Genomic DNA, 26,046 nt, shown 5'->3' with positions numbered 1-26,046 from the left:
TGCCTGTACGACCTTATTCGCCCAGCGCTTCGCGCATGAATTCGGGCAGCGCCAGCGCACCCTTGTGCACGTCGGCGTTGTAGTAGCGGGTGGGGAAATTCTTGCTGATGGCGCCGCGCTCGCGGAAACCGACCAGGTCGCCACCTTTGCGCGCCATCGTGCAGCTCCACCAGCCGGTGGGGTAGCACGGCTGCGGGAACGGCAGCGTCTTCACCGCGCTGAAGCCTGCCGTGCGCATGGCGGCGCGCATCGACTTGATCAGTTCCAGATGCGCCAGCGGCGATTCGCTTTGCTGCACCAGGATGCCGCCATGACGCAGCGCCTTGTAACAGCTCGTGTAGAACGCAGCGTTGAAAAGGCCTTCGGCTGGGCCGACCGGGTCGGTCGAGTCGACGATGATGAGGTCGAGCGATTCCGGCTCGGCTTCGGCCATGTACTTGATGCCGTCGATGAAGAGCAGTTCCGCGCGCGGATCGTTGTTGGATTCGCACAGCTCCGGGAAATACTGCTCGGCCAGGCGCGTGACGCGCTCGTCGATTTCCACCTGCGCGGCGTGCTCCACTTCCTCGTGCTTGAGCACTTCGCGCAGCGTGCCGCAGTCGCCGCCACCGATGATCACCACGCGCTTGGCGCGCGCATGCGTGAACAGCGCCGGGTGGGTCATCATCTCGTGATAGAGGAAATTGTCGCGGCCGGTCAGCATCACGCAGCCGTCGATCACCATCAGGTTGCCCCAATCGGTGGTCTGGTAGATCTCGATGGTCTGGAACGGGGTTTTCTCGGCATGAAGCGGCTTCTCCAAGCGATAACCGATGGAGGATCCGGAAGCCTGGTGCGCTTCGGTGAACCAGCTGGGCTGCGACATGACGGGGAAATCCTGGGGACCGTGGTTAAAGAGATGTAATTGTAGCGACAACCGTACCCGGCGTCCCGGTACGGATGACCTCAAATTGTCGCCTGCGCCCATTACAATAGACCTTCGGGTTGCCGTTCCGCGGCGGCCTGCCAAGCCCCTTCGGCCCCGCGGCGTGCGAGGCTTCCGGCCGGGGGGCTTCGCGTTCGTCAAGGCTCGCCGCTGCGACGATGTCATCCCTGGGGTCAATGAACCGCCTCCATTAGGAGATACCGTCAACATGGCGAATTCCTGGAATACCGATATCGCGCGTCACACTTATGCCGTGCCTTACTGGGGCGACGGCTACGTCGACGTGAACGATGCCGGCGACATCGTGATGCGTCCGCATGGCGCGAACGGTCCCGCCTTCTCGCTGCCGGATATCGTCGATCGCGCACGCGCCGAAGGTCTGCGTCTTCCGCTGCTGGTGCGCTTTCCCGACATTCTCGCCGACCGTCTTGCGCGCCTGCAGGGTGCGTTCGCCAAGGCGATCGGCGAATGGAACTATGCGGGCGGTTACACGGCCGTCTATCCGATCAAGGTGAACCAGCAGCGCGGCGTGGTCGCCGAGTTGGTTGCTGCCGGCGAACAAGGCTTTGGTCTCGAAGCCGGCTCCAAGCCGGAACTGATGGCGGTGCTGGCGATGGCGCGGCCCGGGTCGATCGTGATCTGCAACGGCTACAAGGATCGCGAATACATTCGCCTCGCATTGATCGGGCGCAAGCTCGGCTTGCGCATCCACATCGTGATCGAGAAACCGTCGGAACTCGAGCACGTGATTGCGGAAGCGAAGGCGCTGGACGTCGAGCCGCTGCTCGGCGTGCGCGTGCGCCTGGCTTCGATCGGCGCCGGAAAATGGCAGAACACCGGCGGCGACAAGGGCAAATTCGGCCTGTCGCCGGCGCAGGTGCTGAGCCTGGTGACGCGTCTGGATCAGGCGGGTTTGAAGCACACGCTGAAACTGCAGCACTTCCACATGGGTTCGCAGATTTCCAACGTGCGCGACATCGCCAACGGCATGCGCGAAGCCACGCGCTATTTCGTGGAACTCACGCGCCTGGGCGTGCCGCTGGACATCGTCGACGTCGGCGGCGGTTTGGGCGTGGATTACGAAGGCTCGCGTTCGCGCAGCCACAATTCGATCAACTATTCGCTGGAACAGTACGCCGCCACCATCGTGCAATCGCTGGCCGAGGCGGTGGATGCCGAAGGCCTGAAAGCCCCGCACATCATCACCGAAGCCGGGCGCGCGATGACCGCGCACCATGCGGTGATGGTGATCAACGTGAGCGAAGTGGAATCCGTGTCCGCTGGCAGCTTGCCGCCGCCCGATGGCAACGAGCCGGCCGTGTTGCGTCATTTGCGCGAAGTGCACGACGAGCTGGATGCGCGCCCGCCGCTCGAACTCTTCCACGAAGCGCAACATCACCTGCAGGAAGGTCAGACGCTGTATGCACTCGGTCAGCTGTCTTTGGCCGCGCGCGCGCGGCTGGACGAGTTGTACTACGCCATCGTCAATGCCGTGCGTTCGCGATTGCTTCCCTCCGAGCGTGCGCATCGCCAGGCCTTGGACGATCTCGACGAAAAACTCGTCGACAAATACTTCGTCAACTTCTCGGTGTTCGAATCAGTGCCGGACGTCTGGGCGATCGATCAGATTTTCCCGATCGCGCCGATCGCGCGCTTGAACGAACAGCCGACGCGCCGCGGCGTGCTGGTCGACCTTACTTGCGATTCGGATGGTCGCATCGACAACTATGTGGACGCGGAAGGTGTGGACGTGAGCCTTCCGCTGCATGCGCTGAAAGAGGGCGAGTCGTACCGCTTGGGCATTTTCATGGTCGGCGCCTATCAGGAAACGCTCGGCGATATCCACAATCTATTCGGCGACACCGATGCCGTGAACGTTCGTGTCGACGGCGGAAACTATGTGTTCGCGCACAAGCGTCGCGGCGATACCACCGATTTGATGCTCGATTACGTAGGCTACGACCTCGAAGCGTTGCGCCGTAGCTACCGCGAGCGCATTGCGGCGGCGAATATCGGCGGCGAGCAGGCCGAAAAACTGTTTGTAACATTGAATGAAGGTCTGACCGGCTATACCTACCTATCCGAGGGCGTGCGTTGATCTGACAGAGCCCGGGCGTCTGGCCATGCGGCGAGGCGCTCCAGGCGGTAAGAGCATGTGCCGCTCGCAAATACTTCTCCCCATCCCCATCCGAAGGAGTGGCACATGGCAAAACTCGACGGCAAAGTTGCATTGATCACGGGCGCGGCAAGCGGCCTGGGCAAGGCCATCGCAGAGCTTTATGCGAAGAACGGTGCGGCGGTTGCGATCGCCGACATCAACCAGCAGGCCGCCGACGCGGCAGCGGCGGAGATCAACGCAGCCGGCGGCAAGGCCATCGGCATCGAAATGGACGTCACCAACGAAGACGCGGTGAACGCGGGCACCGACAAGACCGTTGCGGCCTTCGGCAGCCTGGACATCCTGATTTCCAACGCGGGCGTGCAGATCATCAATCCGATCGATCAGTTCTCGTTCGCCGATTGGAAAAAGATGCTGGCGATTCATCTCGACGGTGGCTTCCTCACCACCAAGGCAGCACTCAAGCATATGTACAAAGGCGATCGCGGCGGCACCGTGATCTACATGGGTTCCGTGCATTCGCACGAAGCATCCAAACTGAAATCCGCATATGTCACCGCCAAGCACGGTCTGCTGGGCCTGGCACGTACGCTGGCGAAAGAAGGCGCCGCGCATAACGTGCGCTCGCATGTGATCTGCCCCGGCTTCGTGCGCACGCCGCTGGTGGAGAAGCAGATTCCGGAGCAGGCGAAAGAGCTCGGCATCAGCGAAGCGGACGTGATCAAGAACGTGATGCTGAAGGACACGGTGGATGGCGTATTTACCACCGTCGAGGATATTGCGGAGACGGCGCTGTTTCTGGCGGCATTCCCGAGCGCCGCACTCACTGGTCAAAGCTTCGTGGTGAGCCACGGCTGGTACATGCAGTAATCCACTTGCCCGCATCGCTCCCTTTCCTGCTTGCAGTGAAGGGAGCGGATGGCGGCGAGTTGAATTAGGTGCCACGCAAAACCTTCACTAGGAAGCGCCCATGAAAATTGCCGACGTCAAGGCCAATGCCTTCGCCATGCCGCTGACCAGCCCCGCATTTCCGCCAGGGCCTTATCGTTTCGTCAATCGCGAGTTTCTGGTCATCACCTACCGCACCGACATGGACGCGCTGCGTGCCGTGGTGCCCGAGCCGCTCGAAGTCACCGAGCCGGTGGTGAAATACGAATTCATCCGCATGCCCGACTCCACCGGATTCGGCGATTACACCGAATCCGGGCAAGTCATTCCCGTGAGTTTCAACGGTGAGCGCGGCGGCTATGTCCATGCGATGTACCTCAACGACCATCCGCCGATCGCCGGCGGTCGCGAGCTTTGGGGTTTTCCCAAGAAACTCGCTACACCTCTGCTTGAAACCGAAATCGACACGCTCGTGGGCACGCTCGATTACGGCAAGGTGCGCGTGGCCAAAGCCACCATGGGTTTCAAGCATCGCGTCGCCGATCATGCGGCCGTGCTCGCCGGTCTCGCCGCGCCGAATTATCTGCTGAAGATCATTCCGCACGTGGACGGTACACCGCGCATTTGCGAGCTTGTCCGTTACTACACCAGCAACGTCACGCTGAAAGGTGCGTGGACGGGGCCGGCGTCGCTGGAACTTCATCCGCACGCGCTGGCGCCGGTTGCCGATCTGCCCGTTCTGAAAGTGGAATCGGCAGTGCATTACATCACCGATCTCACGCTCGACCTGGGCACGGTGGTTCACGATTATCTGGCTGAGTAGAGGTCTGCATGGCTACGCCCAAGACGTCGTCGCCGACGGTTGCGCATCACTCCGCGCAGGATGCTTACAAGGTCACCGCCCTGGTATTGCAGGGTGGTGGTGCGCTTGGTGCCTACCAGGCGGGTGTCTATCAGGCGCTCGATGAAGCCGGTGTGCATCCGAACTGGATCGCGGGTATTTCGATCGGTGCGTTGAACGCGGCGATCATCGCCGGCAACGCGCCGGAGCACCGGGTCGAACGGCTCACCGAATTCTGGGAAACGATCTGCAAGTCGGCGTTCTGGCCGAATCGTCCCGCGATTCCTTGGCCGGAAAACATGACCTGGCCGCAGATGTTTCGCGATGGCATGAATGCCATGGCGGCGTGGCGCGCGCTCACGGAAGGGCAGAGCGGTTTCTTCCAGCCGCGCATGCCGCCGCCGATCCTGCAGTGGCATGGCACACCGGCCACGACCAGTTGGTACGACACCACGCCGCTGCGCGAAACGCTCGAACGCCTGGCCGACTTCGATCGCATCAATCATCCCAAATGCGTGCGCGTGTCGGTGGGTGCGGTCAATGTGCGCACCGGCAACTTTGCGTACTTCGACAATCGCGTGGGCCAGCTCAGACCCGAACACTTCATGGCATCCGGCGCGCTTCCGCCGGGTTTTCCCGCGGTGGAAATCGACGGCGAGTACTACTGGGACGGCGGCATGGTTTCCAACACGCCGCTATACAAAGTGTTGTCGGAGCGGCCGCATCGCGATTCGCTGATCTTCCAGGTCGACCTGTGGAGCGCATGCGGCGCCTTGCCGCGCGACATGGGCACCGTTGCGGAACGCGTCAAGGACATCCAGTACTCCAGCCGCACCCGCCTGGTGACCGAGTACATGCACAACACGCGCGAGCAACAGCAGTTGCTGCATGAACTGATGGCGCTGGTGCCGGAGGAAAAACGCAAGGAATCGGCTTATCGACGGGCGGAGCGCTATTCCAATGGCGCGCTGACCAACCTCGTCCATCTGATCTATCGCGACAAGCCCTACGAAGGGCACTACAAGGATTACGAATTCAGTGCTGCTACGATGCACGAGCATTGGCAGAGCGGCCTGACCGACATGCGTCACACCCTGACGCAACCGCACTGGCTCGATCCGCCGACTCGCGAAAACCCCTTCGTGACACACGATGTACATCGTGTGCTCAACTGCGATTGAGCATAAGGAACAAGCATGACCCTGAAAGCTGCATTCATCGGTTTGGGCGCGATGGGCGCACCGATGGCCGGACACCTGAAACAGCGTGGTTTGTTGCATGCCGTGGCCAATCGGACGCATGCCAAGGCTGTGACCCTCGCGCAGGAACTTGGCGTAAGCGCTCCGGCCACGTTGGCGGATTTGGCAGGCCAATGCGATGTGATCGCGCTGTGCGTGACGGCTGATGCCGATGTGCTTTCCACGGTCGATGCATTGGCACCGCACCTGAAGGCGGGTGTGATCGTGGTGGATCACTCCACCGTCGCGCCGCACACCGCAAAGCAGGCTGCCGAACGCCTCGCCGCCGTGGGTGCGCACTTCCTCGATGCGCCGGTATCCGGCGGCGTGGAAGGCGCGAAGAACGGCAAGTTGTCCGTGATGGTTGGCGGCGATGCAGCAGTGCTGGAGCGTGCGCGCCCGGTGCTGGAGGCGTATGCGCTGCGCATTACGCATCTCGGTGACGTCGGTGCCGGACAGGCGACCAAGGCGGTGAACCAGGTGCTGGTGGCCGGTATCGCGCAGGCGGTTTGCGAAGGCCTGGCCTTGGGCGAAGCGCTCGGTCTCGACCCTGAACGACTGATCCCCACGCTCGGTGCAGGCGCGGCCGGTAACTGGTTCCTGGAAAAGCGTGGCGCGACGATGTTGAAGAACGAATTCAGCGTGGGCTTCAAGCTCGCGCTCTTGCACAAGGATCTGGGCATCGTGCGCGGCATCGCCGAAGGTGTCGGCACCGATCGCACGGTGATCGAGCGCTCGCTCGCCGACTACGCCGAGCTGATGCGCCAAGGGCATGGCGATGACGATATCTCGGGGCTGATTCGCCTCAAGCGCAAGCACTGACGACAGAGCTATGCAACATGAAACAGGCGGCCCACGGCGGAGCCGCCTGGATCACATGCGGTCAATCACTTTGCGGGTGCGGTGTAAGTCAGATCCGCGCTGTAGCTGTCGACATGCGATGTCACGTCCTTGAGGGCATCGTTGATGGCTTTGCGGATGGCTAAGCCATCGGCCTTTCCGTACACGTTCTCGACCATCTTCCACACACTGGGATCGGGATCCTTGCCCAGTTCCGCCCAGCTGTTGGAGGGGGATATCAATACGAAGCTCGGTGCTCCGTCGCCCGCATCGATGACCTGCCCGATCCTGAAGTAATACGGCCAGTTGGATTTTTCAGCGGCTGCGGCGATCTTTTTGGTGTTGGTCAAGAACGTGTCGAAAGCCTCATGGCCGGGTTTGAGCATGAAGAACGTGACCTCGATAAGCTTGGGCGTTGCGTCCGCGCCTTTAGGCACATGGCTCAGCTCGGGCATGACTTGCAGGAACGCGCTGGTCTCGCTCTTCAGGTGCGGGTTGATGCTGGACCTGAGCACCGCATCGCACGCTTTGCCCGCAGCATCCATGTCGTCGAAGCTGCTCCATGGAATCGGATCGGAGGTATACGAATAGGTGTACGTATCGCCCGTTTCGTGCACCCATGCGGTCCAGGTGTACTTGAAGCCATGCTGGCGTAGGCATTGGTTGAAGTTTTTGACACCCGCTTCGTACGCCTGCTGATCCGCCGGTGCTACCACGTCGGTGTAATCGCGCATGACGGTAACGGGTGCTGTCTTATCTTGCGCTTGCGCCGCTGTGCCGCAGAGCAATGCCAAAGCAAGCCACGCCGTGACGTTCTTCATAAGAACCTCCATTCAGGGCCATGGCCCTGTAGCTGGTTGGGGTTCCCCTGGTTCTTGCGAAACGGGCGGCTCGAACCATTATGCGCGCCATGAACGAGACAATGCGCGGTTAATGGCAAGAATTATGATTTTGATAGTCCAATGGCGTGGCGGTAGATACCGGTTCTGCCCGCGGAGGGCCGCGCTACAGGGCTGCTGCTGGGAACGGCCTGGTTAAGGCGACGACGATATCTCGGGCCTGATTTGCCTCGGGCAGAGTCATGGAAGAGGCGCGCTCGTGCCGGTGATGGCTCGGTTCACCATCGGCGTGCCGTCGGCGAGGGTCGTGCTAGAGTCCCACGCAAGCCGATGCGCATGGGGGGAGCCATGGACGAAGCTACGAACTGGTCAGTGACCCTGACCGGAAAGACGGTCGCTGGCCAGGACCCGCAAACCGCATGGCAAAGCGCGGCCGAGATGATGAAGCTCGAGCCGGACACGTTTCGCACGCGCATTCTCGATCGCGTGCCGCTCACGCTGAAAGCCGTGACCCAGTCGGCAGCCCTTGGCCAGCACGATGCCCTGATCAACTGCGGCGCCGATGCCGTCGCGCTCGCCAATCCGAGCGGCCGATACCTGTGGCTTCAGCAGGATGGGGAAGTGCGAGGGCCCGTCAGCGAAGCCTACGTGCGACATGCCATCGACAGCGGTTCGCTGGATCGCCAGACGCGCGCGTGCATCAAAGGCGAGCATACCTGGCAGACCCTGGAAGCCGCGCTGCCATTGGCGCCATTGCCGTTGCATTTGGAAGACGATGTGCCGCCACCCGCCGCGGTCGCGGAGGCCAAACCAGCGGCGTACGTCGATGCGATGCGCATGGATGCCGTCGATGTCGCTGAGCCGCTCTCGCGCCACGTGCACCTATTACCCGAGTACGCCGCAGGCATGTATGGCGGCTTCTGGATGCGCCTGGCAGCCTATCTCGTCGATAGCCTGCTCATCTCAGTGGCGTTCATTGTGGTGTTCATGTTCTTGGGGCTCATGCTTCCTCATCGGAGTGCGGTCGATGGGCAGCCGCAAATATTGCCAGGGCTTATCGCCATCGCGCTGGTCTTTTCGGTGTGGTTGTATTTCCCGTTATGGGAATCCAGCTCGAAGCAGGCAACGCCCGGCAAATTGGCGCTGGGTTTGCTTGTCACCAACGAAAACGGCGATCGCATCGGTTTTTGGCATTCGTTCGGGCGGTTTCTCGGCAAATTCATTTCCGGCCTAATCCTCAATATCGGCTACATGATGGCTGGCTGGACGAGCCGAAAGCAGGCCTTGCACGATCTTATGGCTGGCACTTTTGTGGTGCGCAAGCACGCGTTGGAAGCGTGGCAGCAAGGCGATAGTTCAGATCAGAGGACGGCTGCACCGCCGATGCCGGCTTGGGCGATCGTGCTGGTTGTGATTGGTGGTGGGTTTTTCCTCCTGATTCCCATACTGGCGGCGATCGCCATTCCGGCTTATCAGAGTTACCTCACCCGCGCTCAGACGACTGAAGCGATCGTCGTCACCCAAAACGCGAAGACCGCCGTCACCAACTATCTGCTGACGAACGGCACGCCGCCGGCCGACAACAGGCAGGCGGGGCTGGACAGTCCGGATCAATTGCATGGGCGCTATGTGTCGTCGGTGTCCGTCGTCGACGGTGCCGTCATCGCCAGCTTCGGTGGCCAGGCGACGCCGATGCTGCGCGACAAACACATCACGCTCACGCCCTCGCTCCAGGGACGTGCCATCAACTGGACTTGCGCCAGTGAGGACATCCCGAATCAATACCTGCCACCGATGTGCCGAACGCAGTAGTGCGGGCTTCGGACGCAGAAACAAAAAAGCCACGCGATGCGTGGCTTTTTTGCTTTCGGGTGCCGGAAATCAGTGGCCTTCTTTCAGCGCGATCGCAGGGAAGCCCGCCGATGCGAGTCGCTGTTTGGCCGATTCCAGATCCGTGGCCGAATGGAACGGCCCCAGACGCACGCGATGGTACGTCTGGCCGCCCACGCTGACCGATTGCACGTTGGCGACAAAACCCTGCAGCGCAAGCTTGGCTTTCAGCGTCTCCGCGTCTGACGCACTCGGGAATGCGCCGACCTGCAGCAGGTAGCCGTTTTGCGCCGAGCTGGCTGCGGGCGGCGGCGCCACGGCCGACTGCGGAGCCGCGGTGATGTTCTGCGTGACGGCGCGCGGTGCGTTGGGCGGCAGCTGCGGAGCCGTCGGAGCGGCATTCTGCGCCGGCTGCTGTTGCGTGGCGAGTTGCTGTTGTTGTTCCGCCTTGGCTTGCGCGCTGATTTCCGAATCCGGAATACGTACTTCCTTCTCCGACAGCACGGAGTAGAAATCGTATTGCGGTTTTTTCGGCGTCGTCGTTCCGTTGGCCGGTGCCAGACCTTCGTCGCTGCCAGGCTGCGCGGTCGCTTCGGGATTGGGCTGGGGACCCTTGGGTGCCATGGGTACCAGCGAGTGGCGCATGAGCACGACGACGACCAGGGCTCCGATCAGGATGCCGATGACGACGCCGGCCCAGGCTGGAAACCCGCCGCTGTTATTGCGCACGGCCTGACGGCCTTTGCCCTTGCGTGGTGCCATTTACATCTTCTCCGGGGCACTGAGTCCCAGCAAATCCAATCCGTTGCGTATGACCTGACGGGTGGCGACGGCGAGCGTGATGCGCGCGTTGCGCAGCTCGGCATCGTCCACGATCCACTTGTGCTCGTGATAGTAACTGTGAAGCGCGCCGGCAAGTTCGCGCAGATATTGCGCGATCAGGTGCGGTTCCAGATTGTTGGCGGCGGCCTCGACCACTTCCGGGTAACGCGACAGCTCCGTGAGCAGGATCTGTTCGGGTTCCGTGTCCAGGCGCGCCATTTGTGCAACGCCGGCCTGGGTGTCGACCGGTGGCAGGCCACGTTCGGCGAGTTCTTCCAGTACGCGGCACACGCGGGCGTGGGCGTACTGGATGTAATAGACCGGGTTGTCGTTGCTCTGCGAGCGGGCGAGGTCAATGTCGAAGACCAGCTGCGAGTCGGCCTTGCGCGCGATCAGGAAGTAGCGCGTGGCGTCGCGGCCGGCTTCTTCGATCAGGTCGCGCAGCGTGACGTAGCTGCCCGCACGCTTGGAGATTTTCACTTCCTCGCCACCGCGCATGACCGTCACCATCTGGTGCAGCACGTATTCCGGCCAGCCTTTGGGGATGCCGCAATCCAGCGCCTGCAGTCCCGCGTGCACGCGGGCGAGGCTGCCATGGTGATCCGAGCCCAGTTCGGTGATCGCTCGCTCGTAGCCGCGCAGCCATTTGCTGCGGTGGTAGGCCACGTCCGGCACGAAGTAGGTGTAGGTGCCGTCGGACTTGCGCATCACGCGGTCCTTGTCGTCACCGAAATCGGTGGTACGCAGCCAGAGCGCGCCGCCTTCCTCGTAGGTGTGGCCGTGAGCGATCAGCTCGCGCACGGTCTCTTCCACCTTGCTGTCGGTGTAGAGCGAGGATTCGAGGAAGTACACGTCGAAACCGACGCCATAGGCCTGCAGATCCAGGTCCTGTTCGCGGCGCAGATAGGCCACGGCGAAATGGCGGATCGCCTCAAGGTCTTCGGGATCTTTGGCGCCGACGACCGCATGGCCGTCGGCGATCACGGTTTCGCCGGTTAGATAGGCGCGAGCCACGTCGGCGATGTAGTCGCCGCGATAGCCGTCTTCCGGCCAACCGGCATCGCCCGGCGCCAGGCCGCGCGCGCGCGCCTGGGTCGAGATCGCCAGATTCTGGATCTGTACGCCGGCATCGTTGTAGTAGAACTCGCGTTTGACGTTCCAGCCGGTCGCTTCGAGCAGCCGGCTCAGGCAATCCCCGATGACGGCGGCACGACCATGTCCCACGTGCAGGGGACCAGTCGGATTGGCCGACACGAATTCCACGCCCACCGTATGGCCGGCGCCGCTACTGTTGCGGCCGTAGGCATGGCCTTGGGACAACATGCGACCCGCCTCGGCGTGATAAGCCGTCGGCGCCAGGAAGAAGTTGATGAACCCCGGCCCGGCAATCTCGATCTTGCCCACCAGTGCGTTGGCGGGCAGGGCGGCCACCAGCTTTTCGGCCAGCTCCCTCGGCTTGGCGCGCGCCGGCTTGGCCAGCAGCATCGCGACGTTGGTGGCGAAGTCGCCGTGTTCGCGGCTGCGCGCACGCTCGATCACGAAATTCGGCCATTCGATATCCACCGGCACAACGGCTTCGGCTTGGAGGGTCTGGAGGGCCCGCAGGACCAGGTCGCGCAGCGCTTCTTTCACGAGAGGGGATTGGTCGGGATGGAACCGCGCATCCTAACAGACGGCACGTCGGGGGCCGCGTTTCCCAATTGCTACACGATCTTGACCGGTCCGCAGGCTCGCCTGCTGCATTGCGGTGGACAAAATCTGTGGATAACTCTGTGGGGAAAGTGAAGGTCGCGTGGGCGCGAATAGGAGAAAGATCGATGGAAACCAGTCTGTAACGAAAATAATCAAACAAAAACAATAATCTAAAACGTATACTTGATGTGATCTTCAGCAATATGACGGTAAGTGGCTCGGCGCAAGCTATGTGCATAAGTCTTGCCACCCTTCCCTCCGAGGCACGCGCATTGCATGTCATACACCGGTCATGACGCATTGCGACAATGGCTGGGTATCACCGGCGTCTCCCCCGTCGGATCGATACGGGACTGCCGCATCCCTTATACCCTCCCCTCATGCGGCTCCCGGCGCGAACCTAGCGGTCGCGCCGTTTTTTTTGCCGCGAGCGCCGTCAGAGCAAGCCGCGCGAGGCCATGGACACGGGCTCGGCGTGACCGATCACCAGGTGATCCAGCACGCGCACGCCGACCAGCCGCAGCGCCTGGCCGAGTTCGCGGGTGATCGACTGATCGGCGGCGCTGGGTTCGGCGACGCCGCTGGGATGGTTGTGGGCAAAGATCACGGCGGCGGCGTTGTGCCTGAGGCAGGCACGCACCACTTCACGCGGATGCACGCTGGCGCCGTCGATGGTGCCTCGAAACAGTTCTTCGAACGCGATCACGCGATGGCGGTTGTCGAGGTAGAGGCATGCGAACACCTCGTAAGGCAGGTGGCGCAGGCGAGCGGCCAGATAGTCGCCGCTCTCGCGCGGGTTGCCCAGCGCAGGTCGTTCGGCCAGTTGTTCGGCGAGACTTCGGCGAGCCAGTTCCAGCGCTGCAACGATACGTGCACGCTTGGCGGGCCCCAGGCCGGTCGTGCGGATGTCCTGATCCGGCCGTCCGAGGAGGGCGCCAAGGCTGCCAGCGCGCATCAACAACTCGCGTCCCAGGGCGATGGCATCCTTTCCGCGTGCGCCGCTGCCCAGCAGCACGGCAAGCAATTCGGCATCCGACAGGGCTGCGCTGCCGCGCGCCAGCAGTTTTTCACGGGGACGTTCGCCTTCCGGCCAATCTCTGATACTCATCCCTCCAGCATCCTTGGTGAGGATGCGATCGGGACAGCGGTTGCGGTACATGAATCCGGTAAGCTAGCCATCTACCAGTACGTCAGACCCTGCTTACATCATGAGTCTTGCTCAACGCCGCATCCTGCTGGGAGTATCGGGTGGCATCGCCGCCTACAAGTCCTGCGAACTCGTCCGCCGGCTGCGTGACCTCGGCGCGCACGTGCGTGTGGTGATGACCGAAAACGCCACGCACTTCGTGACTCCGACCACGTTTCAGGCGCTGTCCGGCGAACCGGTGCGCGTGAGCCTGTGGGACGAATCGGCCGAGGCGGCGATGGGCCACATCGAGCTGGCACGCTGGGCCGAGCGCGTGCTGATCGCGCCGGCCAGTGCGGATCTTATGGCGCGTCTTGCGCATGGGCACGCCAGCGATTTGCTGACGACGGTTTGCCTCGCCACCGCCGCGCCGGTCTATGTGGCGCCGGCGATGAATCAGCAAATGTGGGCACACGCCGCCGTGCAGGCGAACCTCGCCACGCTGCGCTCGCGCGGCGTGCGCATCCTTGGGCCGGCCGCGGGCGATCAGGCCTGTGGCGACGTCGGTTCGGGCCGCATGCTGGAACCGCACGAACTGCGCGAGGCGATGGTCGCTTCGTTTGGCGATCAGGTACTGCAAGGCAAGAAGGTGGTGGTCAGCGCCGGGCCGACGTACGAGGACATCGATCCGGTGCGTTTCATCGGCAACCGCAGCTCCGGCCGAATGGGTTTCGCGGTGGCTCAGGCGGCCGCGTACGCCGGTGCGCAGGTGACGCTGGTGGCCGGTCCTGTGGGACTGGCCACGCCTGCGGGTGTTGCAAAACGCGTGGACGTGCGCAGCGCCGCGCAAATGCACGCCGCGGTGGTCGAAGCGACCGACGGCGCGGATATCTACATCGGCGCGGCAGCTGTCGGCGACTATCGCCCGAGCGCGATGGCCACGCACAAGCTCAAGAAGCAGGCGGGTGCAGACCTCACGTTGCAGTTGGCGGAGAACCCGGACATCCTGGCCAGTCTTTCGGCGGGGCGCGACCACCCATTCCTGGTCGGCTTCGCGGCGGAAACCCAGAACGTGGAGAGTTATGCGCGCGACAAACTGCAACGCAAAGGATTGGACATGATCGCCGCCAACCAGGTCGGTGACGGCATGGGTTTCGAAACGGCCGACAATGCCATCACGCTTTACTGGGCCGACGGTTCGGCGGAATTGCCGCGCGCTGACAAGTCGGTCATCGCACGCCAATTGATCGAACGCATCGCCAGCCGCTACAAGGCGGTGCGTGGATGATGATCGATGTCGAGCTGAAAATTCTCGATGTGCGGCTGGGCGACAGCATCCCGTTGCCAGAGGCTGCGACCCTTGGCAGCGCAGGTATGGATCTTCGCGCCGCACTGGAGGGACCGCTTACCTTGTCGCCCGGCGAAAGTGCGCTGGTGCCCAGCGGCATGGCCATCCACATTGGCGATCCGGGCTGGTGCGCGTTGATCGTTCCGCGCTCAGGACTGGGTCACAAACACGGCCTGGTCATGGGCAACCTGGTAGGAGTGATCGACGCGGATTACCAGGGGCCGCTGATGATTTCGTGCTGGAACCGGGGTACGCAGCCCTACACCATCGCAGTGGGCGAGCGCATCGCGCAGCTGCTGCTGGTGCCAGTGGCGCAGGCACGCCTGAAGATCGTTGATGAATTCGTGCCGTCGAAAAGAGGTGAGGGCGGATTCGGGTCAACGGGGAAACACTAGAAACGCTTGGGGAATGGTGCATGGCGATGAACGGCGCACGAGCGCGTTTGCCGGGGGTGCAGATCCATTGGGGGCGGCTGTTGTTACTGGCAGGCGGCACGCTGCTGATGGCCTTTGCCGTGTTTTCCGCATGGCAAACATGGTTGATCGCCAACCAGGGCGCGGCTGTCCAACAAGTGCATGCCGCGCAAGATCAGGCAGTCCAGGTGCTTGCCAGGGAAATTGCCGCCGAGCACGCTCAGGTGATCCAGGCCATTGCCGGCACTGATACGAGCAGCCTGCCGGCCGATTCGGCGCCGGTGCTTGTGGCGCTCAAGCAGCGACTGCCTCAGGCCTTGAACGTGGAGATCTACTCCGCCGGGTTGGATGAAGTGCTGCATGCCAACTATCGCGACTTTGGCTATGCGAAGGCCGCGCAATTGATGGCCGCGCCGGATGCTGCGGGTGATCCGCCGGCGCAGTCCTTGCTGAAGGGCGTGGGTGATCGTCGCGTGACGATGGTGGTGCCGCTGGGTACTCAGCAAAAACCCACGGCCTGGGTCTGGATCGAATTGCCGTTTGCGGCGATTGCGCATCGTTTCAACGATCTCTCGGTCGGTGGCGGTAGGTTGGAACTGCATCAGAGCAGCGATCGTGGAGAAGATCTGGAGTTGATGGCTCATGGCGGCTTGGCGTCCATCGACAAGGAGCCGGTCGGGAAGGACGTGCCCGGCAGCAGTTTCAACATCGTTGCGGTATTGCCGGGGGCGTACATCCTGCTGCCTCAATCCTTGCTGTTGGCGATACTGCTGACGCTGCTTGGCCTGGCAGGTGGGATCTATCTTTTCTGGCTGCTTGCGCATACGGGAGTGCGCCGCGCCGCTGCTGCTCTGGCGGAAGAGCAGGCTTTGGCGGACACTGCAGAGCTTTCTCCCAAGCCAGAACCGGTCAAGCCAGTGATTCGCCCCATAGCAAAGCCAGCCCCCGCACCCGCTCCGATTGCCGTCGATCCCGCCATCTTCCGTGCTTATGACGTCCGCGGTGTGGTCGGCAAGAGCCTCACCGCCGACGTCGCGAAGTTGCTTGGCCAAGCGATCGGTTCGTTGATGCGCGAGAAGGGGCTGCACGAAATCGTGGTGGGGCGCGACGGCCGTCTCTCCGGCCCGGAGCTGGCCGGCGCTTTGTCCGACGGTCTGCGTTCTGCGGGCATCGATGTGATCGACATCGGCGCCGTACCCACGCCGGTGGTGTATTACGCGACCTATCGATTCAACACCGGCTGCGGCGTTGCGGTGACCGGTAGCCACAATCCACCCGACTACAACGGTTTCAAGATCGTGGTCGGCGGAGAAACGCTTTCCGAAGGGGCCATCCAGGACCTCTACAAGCGTATCGCCGGCAATACGCTCGAGCGCGATGGCAACGGCATGCTGCGCCACGTCGATATCGTGCCTGACTACATCGAGCGCATCACCTCCGACGTGCAGACCGAGCGCCGACTCAAACTGGTGGTCGACTGCGGCAACGGCATTCCCGGTGCCGTGGCTCCACACGTGCTCGAGGGGATCGGCTGCGAAGTCATTCCGCTGTATTGCGATGTGGACGGCAACTTCCCGAACCATCACCCCGATCCTTCCGATCCGCATAACCTAGAAGACCTGATCCTTTCGGTGAAGCAGACCGGCGCGGACCTGGGTTTGGCGTTCGATGGCGATGGCGATCGTCTTGGCGTGGTCACGCGCAATGGCGAAATCATTTTCCCCGATCGCACGCTGATGCTGTTCGCGCGCGATGTATTGTCGCGTCAGCCGGGCGCGACGATCATCTACGACGTCAAATGCACGGGCCATCTCAAGGGCCAGATCCTCGACGCCGGCGGCAGCCCGCTGATGTGGCGCACCGGCCACTCGCTGATCAAGGCCAAGATGCGCGAAACCGACGCCGAGCTTGCCGGCGAGATGAGTGGGCACTTCTTCTTCAAGGAGCGCTGGTACGGATTCGACGACGGCATCTATGCCAGTGCACGCCTGCTGGAAATCCTCGCGGGCGACATCGAGGGTCGTACGCCGGAGGAAATTTTCGCTACGTGCCCGAAAGGGGTGTCGACACCCGAACTCAAGATCGAGATGGCGGAAGGCGAGCACTACCGCTTTATCGAGAAATTCCGCGAGACAGCTCATTTCGGCGATGCCACGCTAATCACCATCGATGGCGTGCGTGCGGACTGGCCGGACGGCTGGGGCCTGGTGCGTCCCTCCAATACCACCCCGATCCTGGTGCTGCGTTTCGACGCGGATAACGCCGAAGCGCTCAAGCGGATCCAGGATGTATTCCGCACTCAGCTGCTGGCCGTCGATCCGACGTTGAAGTTGCCGTTTTGAAGCCTGTGAGGATAGGTTCCGTAGCCGGTGACGGTGACGCCACCGGCGATCAGTAGCCGCGATCTTCCTTCTGGGCGGCCTTCAATTCGCGATAGTGCTGGAGTTCCTGTGCCTGTTGTTGCACCGTCGCGTCCCGGCTTTCCTTCTGGCGTTGAAGCAGTGCCCTTTCGTTGGCGACGACGTTGCGCTCGGCAGAGATCTGGTCGGTGAGGAACTTCGGTACCGGCTGCTTGGCTCGTTCGTTATCGGCGGCGCGGTTGAGCAGGTCGGTCAATGCAGCGTCCTGACTGTGCAGATTGGCACGTGTGGTGCTCATCTGATCGTCGAGGTTTTCAAGGATCTGCTGCTGTTCGGTCTTGAGGGCATCCTCATCGGGATAGGTGTTCAACAGATCCATGTCGGCACGCTTCCGCGCCTCGATCGCATGCTGTTTGGCAGCTTCTTCGGCAGCCTGCTTGTCGGCGGCTGCGCGCTCGGAAGGCGAAAGCGCCCGCCCCACGTGTTGAATGACCATGCCATTGACGCTGATCACGTCGTAGCCGTACTTCACTGCATCATTGGTCAGGCCGTCGCTGTAATGCGGCAGGCCGCTTGCATCCACCCAGCGATAGTGGATGCCACTGGAAGTAGTTTGCTCGGCAGCCGCCTGACCGGCGAGGCCGAGCGACAAAGTGATGGACGCAATGAGCACGAGTCGACGCATGATTCCTCCTCGGTCCAGTATAGCCGCGGGCCATGACGTGCTGGATTGCAGATATGCGCCCGCGTGACTGAATTCACTGCAACCGCAAGGAACTACTCCCGGACACCGTAGCGCTCGCGATAGGCGAGCAGGCGCTGGTGCTCCGCGGTCAGGTCGGGACGCTCGCCGGCGTAGGCCAGAACATCGCTGAAACCGGTGATGGCGATCACGGGAATGCCGTAGTCGCGTTGCACTTCCTGGGCTGCGGACAGATCGCCCTGGCCGCGCTCCTGGCGGTCCAGGGCGATCAGCACGCCAGCCGGCGTCGCACCCTTTGCATGGATCAGGTTCAGCGATTCGCGCACTGCGGTGCCTGCCGTCATGACATCGTCAACAATCAGCACGCGTCCCTTGAGCGGGGCGCCCACCAGCACGCCACCTTCGCCGTGATCCTTCGCTTCCTTGCGGTTATAGGCCCATGGAACATCCCGGCCATGTTGGTCGGCCAGCGCCATGGCAGTCGCAGCTGCAAGCGCAATGCCCTTGTAGGCGGGACCGAACAGCATGTCCACTTGCAGCCCCGAATTCACCACCGCCGCCGCGTAGGCACGTCCGAGGCGGGCCAAGGCGGCGCCCGAATCGATGCGCCCCATGTTGAAGAAATACGGACTTTGGCGACCGGACTTGAGTGTGAATTCGCCAAAGCGCAGCACGTCGCGTTGCAAGGTAAGTTCGATGAAGTCGCGCTGGTAATCGTGCACAGGAAAATCTCGTCAAAAGTTGGGTCAGGGCAGGGTGCGCCACAACAGATGCTGCGGCCCGGAGCGCCCGCCATGGTACAGCTCGCCGGTGTCGACGAAGCATGCACGCAGATAAAGTCGCAGTGCGGCGAGATTACGGCAATTGACCAGCAAGACCACCATTCGCGCGTCGGGATAGCGAACACCCAGGTCCGCGGTCAGCGCCGACAGCGCTTGCGTTGCGAGTCCGCGTCCCTGCCAGCGATGATCGATGAAGAACGAACGCAAGCCCACGGCTGGACGATCGAAATCGCGATCGGCCAAGCTGCCTGCATGCGCCTCGATGCGGTAGTAGCCCACCGGTTCTTCGTTGTAGAGGATGGCCATGGGCTCGCTGCCCGGACAGTTTTCGGCGTCGGACAGGGATGGCTCGATGTCGCTCACGAAATCGCGCTGTGGTGCGGTGACGCGCAACTGGAGCAAGGCATGGCGCCATTCCGGCGTCACCGGGACAACGCGGATGGCGGGCAAATCAGGCATGGTTGCTATGATGACGCATCACACGAGGAACGCCCATGCGCATTATCACCCTGAACGCCAATGGCATCCGCTCCGCCGCCAACAAGGGCGTGTTCGAATGGCTGCACAAACAGCGCGCGGATGTGGTCTGCCTGCAGGAAACCAAGGCGCAAGAGGATCAGCTCACCGATCCGATGTTCCGCCCCGATGGACATCACTGTTTTTACCGTGATGCCACCAGCAAGAAGGGCTACAGCGGCGTAGCGATCTACGCCAAACGCGAGCCGGACAAGGTGCTCACCGAGCTGGGCTGGGATGAATTCGATAACGAAGGGCGTTATATCGAGGCGCGGTTCGGCAACCTCAGCGTGGTCTCGCTTTACGTGCCTTCGGGATCGTCGGGCGATGAGCGTCAGCAATTCAAGTTCAAGGTGATGGACTGGATCACCCCCATTTTCGACAAGTGGCTCAAGAGCAAGCGCGATTACGTGATCTGCGGTGACTGGAACATCGTGCATACCAAGGATGACATCAAGAACTGGTCGTCCAATCAGAAAAATTCAGGCTGCCTGCCCGAAGAGCGTGCGTGGCTCGATCTTCTGTTCAAGCAGCGCGGCTGGGTGGACAGTTTCCGTGCAATCAAGCCGGATGCGGTGGAATACACGTGGTGGTCCAACCGCGGCCGCGCTCGCGAAAACAATGTGGGATGGCGCATCGATTATCAGGTGGTGACGCCTTCATTGCGTGATCGTCTGAAGCACTGTTCTGTCTATCGCGACGAGCGTTTCTCCGATCACGCGCCGTTTACCGTCGACTATGCCGACTGATCCTGGCGTGGGGCAGGCGCGCAAGCCATCTGTTTTGCGCGCGTTTTCGCAGCCGGCTGCGTGGACGATGTGCCTGCTCGGTTTTTCGTCGGGTCTGCCGTTTTTGCTGGTGGCAGGAACCTTGGCGTTCTGGCTGAAAGAAAACGGCATCGTGCTGACGGACATCACGATGATCGCCAGCGCGGGCATGACCTACGCGTTCAAATTCGTCTGGGCTCCTTTGCTGGATCATTGGCGTTTGCCGCTCTTTACGCGACTGGGTCAGCGCCGCGGCTGGCTATTGCTCGCGCAACTGGGAGTGTTCGCCGGCCTGCTCGGGATGGCGGCGCTAACGCCACATCAGCTTGTGCCGTTCGTGGCGATGACGTTGTTCGTCGCGTTCATGGGCGCCACGCAGGACATCGCCATCGATGCCTATCGCATCGAGATCGCGCCGCCGTCCGCGCAGGGCGCCTTGGTGGCGACGTATTCGCTTGGCTATCGTCTTGGTCTGCTGGCGGCGGGTGCGATCGCACTGATCCTGGCCGATCACATCGCCTGGGCCAAGGTCTACACGTTGATGGCGGTCATGATGGCGGTGCCGATTCTCACCACGCTGTCGATGCGTGAGCCGGATGTGCGTCGCGTGGCGCCGTCGTCATGGCGCGACGCCATGCGCGATAGCGTGATTGACCCATTCACGGATTTTTTCCGTCGTTACGGCTGGGCCATCGCCGGGCTCACGCTGCTGTTCATCCTGCTCTTCAAGATTCCCGAGCAGGCCATTGTTGGCGGCGTGATGAGTCCGTTCTATCGCGACATGGGTTTTTCCAAGACGGAAATCGGTGCGATCACCAAAATCTACGGCGTCTGGATCGGGATCGCGGGTGCATTCGCGGGCGGTGCGTCGGTTGCGCGCTGGGGGGCGTGGCGCACGCTGGGCGTGTGCATCGTGCTGGAAAGCTGCAGCAACCTTTTGTACCTGCTGCTGATCCATCACCACGGCGACCTGACGATGTTGACGGTGGCCATTTCCGGGCAGAACTTCGCCGAGGGGCTGCTTGGGCCGCCGACGGTGGCGTTTCTGTCGCTGCTGGTGAATCGTCAGCACACGGCGACGCAATACGCGCTGTTGAGTTCACTGGTGAACTTGCCTGGCAAGATGCTCGGCTTTTTCGCTGGCGGCATTGTCACGGCTCTTGGTTATGGCGGTTACTTTGTGATTACGGTGTTCTCGATGCTGCCAGCCATGCTGCTTTTTGCTTGCCTCTGGCGGCGCTTCCGCTACGACGAACCGGGCTCGGCTTAACTTTGGCGCAGTCGCAAACGCGTTCACATCTCGATTGCCAACTTGCCCACGGAACGTTGCGCTGGTGATTGCCAGCGCAACGCGGGTTGGCGACTATCAGCACACAGGGGCTACATGGCACGGAGCGACGCCATATGCCGGATATCATGATTCGTCACATCGATCGTCTGATGGCTGAGCGCATCCAGTCGCTCGCCAAAGAGCGCCAGTGGTCGATCAACGATGTAGTGCTGCAGGCGCTGCGGCGCGGTTTGGGTGTGGCAGAAAGCGCGGGACTGCATGCTGAGAATTCACTCGAATCCAAGGAACTGGCGAAGCCCACGGGCGAATGGGATGCAAGCGAACAGGCGGCATTCCAGGAGGCCATGCAGGCGCTATCGGTAACGCGCGCGGAGCAGCTCGCTCCAGTGGGCCGCTAATCGATTTTGTTCGCTGATTCAGTTTGATGCATGATGTGCCGCATGGATGGCACCCAGCACGCGTAGTCCCCGCGCGCCGGTGACGGCGGGCAGATTCCCCGGCAATCCCAGCAGGCGCTGTCGGGCAAGCCACGCAAATGCGGTGGCCTCCAGATAATCCGGGTCGACGCCGTAATCGGCGGTGCTACGCAGTTCACGTGGCTGAAGCAGTTCGTCCAATCGCTGTACCAACGTGCCATTGTGGACGCCGCCGCCGCACAGGAGCACATCGACGGCATCGTTAGCATGTTGCGCGATGGCCTCCGCAACGCTTCTGGCTGTCAATTCAAGCAACGTTGCCTGGACATCGGCTGGCGACAAGGTCATCGACGATAGTTGCGCGTCCAGCCAGCCGAGGTGGAAATGTTCACGTCCCGTGCTTTTAGGTGGGGGCAGTCGGAAGTACGGATCATCCAGCAGCTTGGAGAGCAACGCGGCATCGACGTGTCCGCTGCGCGCAAATGCGCCGTCGCGGTCGAAGGCTTCGCCGCGGTGCCGCAGGCACCAGGCGTCGAGCAGGCCGTTGGCCGGACCCGTGTCGAATCCCGATACGCGACCGTCGGCCGACAACACGGTGATGTTGGCGATGCCGCCCAGATTGAGCACGACGCGTGTGCGGCCCTGAAGTGCCAGCAACATGGCATGCACAGCGGGAAGTAACGGTGCGCCCTGGCCGCCTGCTGCCACATCGGCGCGGCGAAAATCAGCGACCACGTCGATGCCGCTGCGTTCGGCGATGACGCTCGCATCGCCAATCTGCAGGGTGAAAGGATGTTCGCCGGTCGGTCGATGGCGAATCGTCTGGCCGTGCGAGCCGATCGCTCGCACGGCTCTGGCTGGTGTCCCGCTTTGTTCAAGCAGTTCACATGCAGCATCGGCGAATGTTTCGCCGATGGCGACGTCGAGCCGCCCGTAGGCATCCAGATCGAGTTTGGTTTCATCCTGTGCGACGCGCAGGATTTGCGTGCGCAGCGCATCCGGCCATGGGTGCGTCAGCGCGTGCACAAGTTGCGGGATGTTCTGCTCGAATCGCACCAGCGCGGCGTCGATGCCGTCTGCGCTGGTGCCGGAAATCAGACCGATGTAAAGCGCCGAAGCGTCATTCACGCGATGGCTCAATCGTCACTGCGCTTGGTCGATTCGGCCTGCGCAAGCTTGTAGTTGTTGTCGATTCCCATCAGGCGCGCGAGCTGTGGCTTCACCACCGTGCTCTCGAACTTCGCCATCTGGGCACCCGGCAGCGGTTCCGGCTTGGGTAGCGTGACGGTCTGCGGATTGCGCTGCACGCCATCCACACGGAATTCATAGTGCAGATGCGGACCGGTCGCCAGGCCTGTCATGCCGACGTAGCCGATGATGTCGCCCTGATGCACGTGCTGACCGACGCGTTCGGTGGCGAAGCGCGACATGTGGCCGTAGGCGGTGCTGATGTGGCTGTCGTGCTGGATGATCACGAAGTTGCCGTAGCCGTTCATCCAGGCGCGGTACTTGATCACGCCATCGCCCGCAGCGTGAATCGGCGTACCCGTCGGCGCTGCGTAGTCCACACCTTTGTGCGCGCGCATCAAGCCAAGGATCGGATGCATGCGCGCCGCGCTGAATGGCGAAGAGATGCGCGTGAAATCCACCGGAATGCGCAGGAAGGACTTCTGGATCGGACGGCCATCCTCGCTGAACCAGCCGTCGCTGCCGTCGGCGCGCTTGAAGCGATAGGCGGTATAGCGATGTCCCTGGTTGACGAATTCGGCGGCGACGATATCGCCTTCATGCAGATACGCGCCGTCGCGATACACGTTGTCGTAGATGACGGTGAAGCTGTCTCCCACGCGCAGATCCTGCACGAAGTCGACGTCGTACTTGAACAGGTCCGCGAGCTTGATCACCATCGCATTGCTGAGGCCGGCCTTGTTGGCGGCCGCGAACAGCGAATCTTCGATCACGCCATGCGCGACTTGCTCTCGCGTTTCCACGGCGCGCACCACGGTGGCGACGCTGGGCGCGTTGCTGTCGAGTCGGATGATGGCGCGCGTGGCTTCATCTTTATCGAAGCGGATGCCTTCCAGATTGCCGTTGCGCCCGATCAGGAAATCGAACTCCTGGCCGGGATGGATATGGTGAAGCGCGGCCTTTGCGTCGCCCGCGTTATCCACCACGGTCTGCAGGTCGGTAAGGCTCAGTCCCTGGCTCTGGAAAATATCGGAAAGCGTCTGGCCAGGGCGTACCTGTACAACGCGCCAGTCTTCCACGGCAGGTGCTTTGAGCGTCGGCGCTACGATCTTCGGCAGCGCAAGCGGCAGCAAGGTGTGTTCGACCGGCTCAACGGCCACGGGCTTCATCGCCGTCGCCCACGCAGGAATAAGGAAGCCGGACAGCAGCGTAATCAGCAAGCCTGTCGCAGCGAGGATCCAGCGTTCGCGATGCCAATGAATAGGCGTACCTTCGCCCTGGCCATTGAAAGACCAGTGAGCGCAGCGTTCGTAGAAGTGAGAGTGGCGGCGTTGAGCCTTGCGGCGGATGGCCTGTTTGCGCACTGAGCGCGCGTCTTGCTTGCCGTCGGCCATCACCAATAAACCTTATTCTTCTTATTCATGGCTGTACCCGCCCCCGCCGCGGTACAAAGTATCAATAAGCGCGTACCATAACGACCTTGTGCAAATGGCGTCAACGCCTTTCGCATCAAGGGTTTGCGTGATGTTTGCGGTTAACGCACAATTAACGCAATTGACGGCCGTGGTCACCTTATTGGCTGTCTAGGCACCTAAATCACGAGGAATACATGAACGAGCTTGAGCAGGCGCTAGCTACCATCGCGCGCGGCGCCGACGAGATCATCAAGCGGGAAGATCTGGCTGAACGTCTGAAGTTAGGGCGGCCCCTGCGCATCAAGGCGGGCTTCGACCCGACCGCGCCGGATTTGCACCTGGGACACACCGTGCTGCTCAACAAGATGCGCCAGTTCCAGGATCTGGGGCATACGGTGATTTTTCTGATCGGCGACTTCACCGGCATGATCGGCGATCCGACCGGCAAGAACGTCACGCGCAAGCCGCTCACGCGCGAAGACGTACTGGCCAATGCAGAAACCTATGCGGAGCAGGTATACAAGGTTCTCGATCGCGGGAAAACCGAGTTGCGCTTCAACTCCGAGTGGTTCGGCCAGATGACGGCGGCCGACATGATCAAGCTGGCCGCGCAGCACACGGTCGCGCGCATGCTGGAGCGCGACGATTTTGCCAAGCGTTACGCCTCGCAGCAGCCGATCGCCATCCACGAATTCCTGTATCCGCTGGTGCAGGGCTATGACTCGGTGGCGCTGAAGTGCGACGTCGAGCTTGGCGGCACCGACCAGAAGTTCAATCTGCTGATGGGGCGCATGCTGCAGGAGCATCACGGCCAGCCGCCGCAGATCGTGCTGACCATGCCGTTGCTGGAAGGCCTGGACGGCGTCAACAAGATGTCCAAGTCGCTCGGCAACTACATTGGCATCAACGAGCCGGCCATCGACATCGTCACCAAGACCATGAAGATCGGCGACGACCTGATGTGGCGCTGGTTCGAGCTGCTCAGCTTTGATGTTTCACTCGATGAGCTTGCGCGGATGAAGCGCGATATCGCGAGCGGTGCGCTCAACCCGCGCGACGCCAAGCTGCGTCTTGCATACGAGTTGGCGACGCGTTTCCACGACGCGGCGGCGGCGGAACAAGCCATCGCCGGTTGGCACGCCGTCGTGCGCGGTGAAGGCGATACCAGTCTGCTGCCACTCACCGAGATTGTCGTGCCTGGCGAAGGCCTGCGTCTTCCTGCGCTGCTGACGGCGGCGGGCCTGACGGCAAGCAATTCGGAAGCTAACCGCAAACTCAAGGAACGCGCCGTGCGTATCGACGCGGAAGTGATCGAAGATGCGCAACGCATATTCGCGCCTGGGTTCGAGGCAGTGCTGCAAGTAGGCAAGCGCAATTTCGCGCGTGTGCTTCTGAAGCAGGCGTAATGCGTGCGAAGTGGTTGCGCCATCGCGCGCAATCACGCCGCGAGATTCAGTGAGAACAGACGCTTAGCGCCGAAGCAAAAAAAATTCACGAAATCGCTTGCCAAAATGGCGAGCCCTCCCTAGTATTCGCCACCCCGCCGCAGCACCTCTTTCGCACGGCAATCACCTCGGCAAAGCATCATCGCTGAAGGTGTTGACGGAAGGCCAAAGGGATGTAGAATGGGCGGCTCACCCGGGACGAAATGCTTCGGGGCGATCTTCAAGAGAAGGTTGCAAGTGAT

The 26,046-nt window shown here is 61.9% G+C and carries 23 protein-coding genes; 13 read left to right on the top strand and 10 right to left on the bottom strand.

All coding sequences use genetic code 11. From position 1 onward, the window contains the following. Nucleotides 1-13: 13 nt before the first annotated feature. Nucleotides 14-865: a polyamine aminopropyltransferase gene (gene speE / locus DWU99_RS16760; protein WP_115479237.1), complete on the bottom strand. Its 852-nt coding sequence runs from the start codon at nucleotides 863-865 to the stop codon at nucleotides 14-16. Nucleotides 866-1,133: 268 nt separating this feature from the next. Between speE and speA the strand changes: the two genes are divergently transcribed. The 5 genes from speA to DWU99_RS16735 all read left to right on the top strand — a co-directional run bounded on the left by speA (nucleotide 1,134) and on the right by DWU99_RS16735 (nucleotide 6,833). Next, on the top strand, nucleotides 1,134-3,023 hold the full coding sequence (gene speA, locus DWU99_RS16755) for a biosynthetic arginine decarboxylase (protein WP_115479236.1): 1,890 nt from the start codon (nucleotides 1,134-1,136) through the stop codon (nucleotides 3,021-3,023). 105 nt (nucleotides 3,024-3,128) lie between these two features. Next, entirely contained in the window at nucleotides 3,129-3,914 is a 786-nt protein-coding gene (locus DWU99_RS16750; RefSeq protein ID WP_115479235.1) for a 3-hydroxybutyrate dehydrogenase, read from the top strand. A gap of 100 nt (nucleotides 3,915-4,014) precedes the next feature. Then, on the top strand, nucleotides 4,015-4,755 hold the full coding sequence (locus tag DWU99_RS16745) for an acetoacetate decarboxylase (protein WP_115479234.1): 741 nt from the start codon (nucleotides 4,015-4,017) through the stop codon (nucleotides 4,753-4,755). Between the two features lie 8 nt (nucleotides 4,756-4,763). After that, nucleotides 4,764-5,954, top strand: a complete 1,191-nt coding sequence (locus tag DWU99_RS16740) for a DUF3734 domain-containing protein (protein ID WP_115479233.1) — start codon at nucleotides 4,764-4,766, stop codon at nucleotides 5,952-5,954. 15 nt (nucleotides 5,955-5,969) lie between these two features. Next, entirely contained in the window at nucleotides 5,970-6,833 is an 864-nt protein-coding gene (locus DWU99_RS16735) for an NAD(P)-dependent oxidoreductase (RefSeq protein WP_115479232.1), read from the top strand. Nucleotides 6,834-6,898: 65 nt separating this feature from the next. On the opposite strand, the gene DWU99_RS16730 is transcribed toward DWU99_RS16735, so the two are convergent. Next, entirely contained in the window at nucleotides 6,899-7,672 is a 774-nt protein-coding gene (locus tag DWU99_RS16730; RefSeq protein ID WP_115479231.1) for a hypothetical protein, read from the bottom strand. A gap of 366 nt (nucleotides 7,673-8,038) precedes the next feature. On the opposite strand from DWU99_RS16730, the gene DWU99_RS16725 reads away from it, so the two are divergent. Then, nucleotides 8,039-9,502 carry an RDD family protein gene (locus DWU99_RS16725; protein WP_158543327.1) on the top strand — a complete coding sequence of 488 codons (1,464 nt, stop codon included), beginning with the start codon at nucleotides 8,039-8,041 and terminating at the stop codon, nucleotides 9,500-9,502. Between the two features lie 69 nt (nucleotides 9,503-9,571). Here DWU99_RS16725 and DWU99_RS16720 read toward each other — a convergent pair whose 3' ends face one another. From DWU99_RS16720 to radC, 3 genes are all read right to left on the bottom strand, one after another. After that, nucleotides 9,572-10,282, bottom strand: a complete 711-nt coding sequence (locus DWU99_RS16720; protein ID WP_115479229.1) for an SPOR domain-containing protein — start codon at nucleotides 10,280-10,282, stop codon at nucleotides 9,572-9,574. Continuing rightward, entirely contained in the window at nucleotides 10,283-11,974 is a 1,692-nt protein-coding gene (argS, locus tag DWU99_RS16715) for an arginine--tRNA ligase (RefSeq protein ID WP_115479228.1), read from the bottom strand. It lies immediately after the preceding gene. Between the two features lie 496 nt (nucleotides 11,975-12,470). After that, the gene (gene radC / locus DWU99_RS16710) at nucleotides 12,471-13,142 is read right to left on the bottom strand and encodes a RadC family protein (protein WP_115479227.1); all 672 of its coding nucleotides are present in this window, start codon (nucleotides 13,140-13,142) and stop codon (nucleotides 12,471-12,473) included. A gap of 100 nt (nucleotides 13,143-13,242) precedes the next feature. On the opposite strand from radC, the gene coaBC reads away from it, so the two are divergent. Genes coaBC through DWU99_RS16695 form a run of 3 tightly spaced genes read left to right on the top strand, consistent with a single transcriptional unit; the run spans nucleotide 13,243 to nucleotide 17,263 of the window. Then, on the top strand, nucleotides 13,243-14,448 hold the full coding sequence (gene coaBC / locus DWU99_RS16705; RefSeq protein WP_115479226.1) for a bifunctional phosphopantothenoylcysteine decarboxylase/phosphopantothenate--cysteine ligase CoaBC: 1,206 nt from the start codon (nucleotides 13,243-13,245) through the stop codon (nucleotides 14,446-14,448). Continuing rightward, nucleotides 14,448-14,903, top strand: coding sequence for a dUTP diphosphatase (gene dut / locus DWU99_RS16700; protein ID WP_115479422.1), 456 nt, complete (start codon nucleotides 14,448-14,450; stop codon nucleotides 14,901-14,903). Before coaBC ends, dut begins: the two co-directional genes overlap by 1 nt. A 20-nt stretch (nucleotides 14,904-14,923) precedes the next feature. Further along, nucleotides 14,924-17,263: a phosphomannomutase/phosphoglucomutase gene (locus DWU99_RS16695; RefSeq protein ID WP_115479225.1), complete on the top strand. Its 2,340-nt coding sequence runs from the start codon at nucleotides 14,924-14,926 to the stop codon at nucleotides 17,261-17,263. Between the two features lie 49 nt (nucleotides 17,264-17,312). On the opposite strand, the gene DWU99_RS16690 is transcribed toward DWU99_RS16695, so the two are convergent. The 3 genes from DWU99_RS16690 to DWU99_RS16680 all read right to left on the bottom strand — a co-directional run bounded on the left by DWU99_RS16690 (nucleotide 17,313) and on the right by DWU99_RS16680 (nucleotide 19,225). Further along, nucleotides 17,313-17,966 carry a DUF4124 domain-containing protein gene (locus DWU99_RS16690; protein ID WP_115479224.1) on the bottom strand — a complete coding sequence of 218 codons (654 nt, stop codon included), beginning with the start codon at nucleotides 17,964-17,966 and terminating at the stop codon, nucleotides 17,313-17,315. Nucleotides 17,967-18,058: 92 nt separating this feature from the next. Then, a complete protein-coding gene (gene pyrE, locus DWU99_RS16685; RefSeq protein WP_115479223.1) occupies nucleotides 18,059-18,706 on the bottom strand; it encodes an orotate phosphoribosyltransferase in 648 nt (215 codons plus the stop codon). Nucleotides 18,707-18,730: 24 nt separating this feature from the next. Next, nucleotides 18,731-19,225: a GNAT family N-acetyltransferase gene (locus DWU99_RS16680; protein ID WP_115479222.1), complete on the bottom strand. Its 495-nt coding sequence runs from the start codon at nucleotides 19,223-19,225 to the stop codon at nucleotides 18,731-18,733. Between the two features lie 35 nt (nucleotides 19,226-19,260). Between DWU99_RS16680 and DWU99_RS16675 the strand changes: the two genes are divergently transcribed. From DWU99_RS16675 to DWU99_RS16665, 3 genes are all read left to right on the top strand, one after another. Further along, nucleotides 19,261-20,031: an exodeoxyribonuclease III gene (locus DWU99_RS16675; RefSeq protein WP_115479221.1), complete on the top strand. Its 771-nt coding sequence runs from the start codon at nucleotides 19,261-19,263 to the stop codon at nucleotides 20,029-20,031. Next, nucleotides 20,021-21,319 (top strand): AmpG family muropeptide MFS transporter, encoded by a 1,299-nt coding sequence (locus tag DWU99_RS16670; protein WP_425476826.1) that lies wholly within the window; start codon nucleotides 20,021-20,023, stop codon nucleotides 21,317-21,319. Before DWU99_RS16675 ends, DWU99_RS16670 begins: the two co-directional genes overlap by 11 nt. A 134-nt stretch (nucleotides 21,320-21,453) precedes the next feature. After that, nucleotides 21,454-21,738, top strand: a complete 285-nt coding sequence (locus DWU99_RS16665) for a hypothetical protein (protein ID WP_115479220.1) — start codon at nucleotides 21,454-21,456, stop codon at nucleotides 21,736-21,738. 18 nt (nucleotides 21,739-21,756) lie between these two features. Here the strand turns inward: DWU99_RS16665 and DWU99_RS16660 are convergent, their stop codons facing one another. Together DWU99_RS16660 and DWU99_RS16655 are read right to left on the bottom strand one after the other, a co-directional pair. Beyond that, entirely contained in the window at nucleotides 21,757-22,884 is a 1,128-nt protein-coding gene (locus DWU99_RS16660; RefSeq protein WP_115479420.1) for an anhydro-N-acetylmuramic acid kinase, read from the bottom strand. An 8-nt stretch (nucleotides 22,885-22,892) separates the two neighbouring features. Continuing rightward, nucleotides 22,893-24,338: an OapA family protein gene (locus DWU99_RS16655; RefSeq protein WP_115479219.1), complete on the bottom strand. Its 1,446-nt coding sequence runs from the start codon at nucleotides 24,336-24,338 to the stop codon at nucleotides 22,893-22,895. A gap of 215 nt (nucleotides 24,339-24,553) precedes the next feature. On the opposite strand from DWU99_RS16655, the gene tyrS reads away from it, so the two are divergent. Continuing rightward, entirely contained in the window at nucleotides 24,554-25,765 is a 1,212-nt protein-coding gene (gene tyrS, locus DWU99_RS16650; RefSeq protein ID WP_115479218.1) for a tyrosine--tRNA ligase, read from the top strand. Nucleotides 25,766-26,046: the final 281 nt, after the last annotated feature.

This window comes from Dyella psychrodurans, assembly GCF_003363265.1.
In the GTDB taxonomy this organism is placed as follows: domain Bacteria; phylum Pseudomonadota; class Gammaproteobacteria; order Xanthomonadales; family Rhodanobacteraceae; genus Dyella_B; species Dyella_B psychrodurans.
This window is presented reverse-complemented; position numbering and strand designations above follow the sequence as displayed.